General features: G+C 75.1%; 1 protein-coding gene. It reads left to right on the top strand.

The genetic code is table 11. The features are described from left to right. A partial coding sequence (locus tag SB751_RS34185; RefSeq protein ID WP_410749517.1) for an SMP-30/gluconolactonase/LRE family protein occupies nucleotides 1-245 on the top strand: 245 nt, incomplete at both ends.

The raw sequence follows: 245 nt of genomic DNA, 5'->3' as shown, positions 1-245 counted from the left end.
ACCAGGCGTTCCACTGGACCGACATCCCCGGCCGCGCGCTGTGGCGCTGGACGCCCGCGAGCGGCCGGCTCGATCACTGGACGTTGCCGCAGATGGCCGGCTGCATCGCCCCGCGCGGGGACGGCTGGCTGCTGGCGATGGAGGACGGCCTGTATGAATGCGGGCCGCTGGTGGCCGGCCAGGCCTGCCAGCCGCGGCCGCTGGCCCCGGTGCGTCACGACGCGCCCGGCATGCGCTTCAACGAC

Origin of the sequence: Cupriavidus sp. SIMBA_020, from assembly GCF_046535395.1 — a bacterium.
Classification (GTDB): domain Bacteria; phylum Pseudomonadota; class Gammaproteobacteria; order Burkholderiales; family Burkholderiaceae; genus Cupriavidus; species Cupriavidus campinensis.
Note: the sequence above shows the minus strand (reverse complement) of the source record. Positions and strands in the feature narration are given on the sequence as shown.